This window comes from Phytobacter sp. V69 (assembly GCF_965644215.1).
GTDB lineage: Bacteria > Pseudomonadota > Gammaproteobacteria > Enterobacterales > Enterobacteriaceae > Phytobacter.
Window position 1 is genome coordinate 1 of record NZ_CBFFRL010000456.1, and the last position, 892, is coordinate 892.

Below are 892 nucleotides of genomic sequence, written 5' to 3' on the forward strand. Positions count from 1 at the left end.
AGGCAACCGTCTGTGGTGTTTGCAGAGCTAAGATTGGCGGCTTAGCGTTGCACTTCGGAGTTGAATCCGCCGTTAACTTCCGCCAGCCAGACCGGGAAAAAGGGGAAGTAGGCCGACATAATGAAGTAGTAGAAGAAAAAGAACAGCATAAAGTAAATAAAGTTATACCGTTCTCTTGGCGCGAGTTCAGAGAGTTTCATTGTGACTGTTCCATATAATTATGCCTGTAAGGTAGGGGGACTTAACGCCCCCGATTATTATTGGAAGTGGAGCGTTAACTGATATTGCCATTGGGTCTCAAGCAGCAACCATTGCTGCAGTACGCTTGGCGTCCAGGAGTCATCACCGCCGATGCCCATATGCTGGCCATCGAGGGTTATCCAGACGCCGTTTTCCTGCTGCATCCTGTGCCAGTGGTCGGTCTCCATAAGTTGCGCGGTGCTGTAAGGCTGCACGGAGAAGTGGAAATCGCCTGCCACGTGCCAGCGCCCCCAGTCCAGCGCTTTGTTGTCGCAGCGCAGGCCGTTTTCGGTAGGGAAAATGTACGGCGTGGTCATTTCTTCGAGTGGCAACTCCCAGCGGGAGAAGCAGGCGCTGGTGCGGCGATCCGGGTAGTTCTCATGCGGGCCAAAGCCCAGCCATGACACTGGTTTTTGCTGATCCAGCACCTGGAAATTCAGCCCGATGCGCGGCAGCGGTGGTAGGGTGCCGGCACGTTCGCCGTCGATCGCCAGATGCAGCTTGCCTTGTGAATCAAAGGTCATCCGCCAGTGGCTGGCAATCACCACTCCGTTACCGTTTAGATAGTGCCAGCGGCGACCCTGTACACGATTCTGTGTAAATGCCTTTTCTCAGAAGTGACCGTCCAGGCGGTCACCGAACTCGATAATAA

The 892-nt window shown here is 54.3% G+C and carries 2 pseudogenes; both read right to left on the bottom strand.

The annotated features are described in order from the left end of the window. Nucleotides 1-70: 70 nt before the first annotated feature. Nucleotides 71-200, bottom strand: a pseudogene (locus ACSZPU_RS25940) (MFS transporter); the annotation flags it as partial. 57 nt (nucleotides 201-257) lie between these two features. Continuing rightward, nucleotides 258-815: pseudogene (locus tag ACSZPU_RS25945) on the bottom strand (beta-galactosidase small subunit-related protein); the annotation flags it as partial. Nucleotides 816-892: the final 77 nt, after the last annotated feature.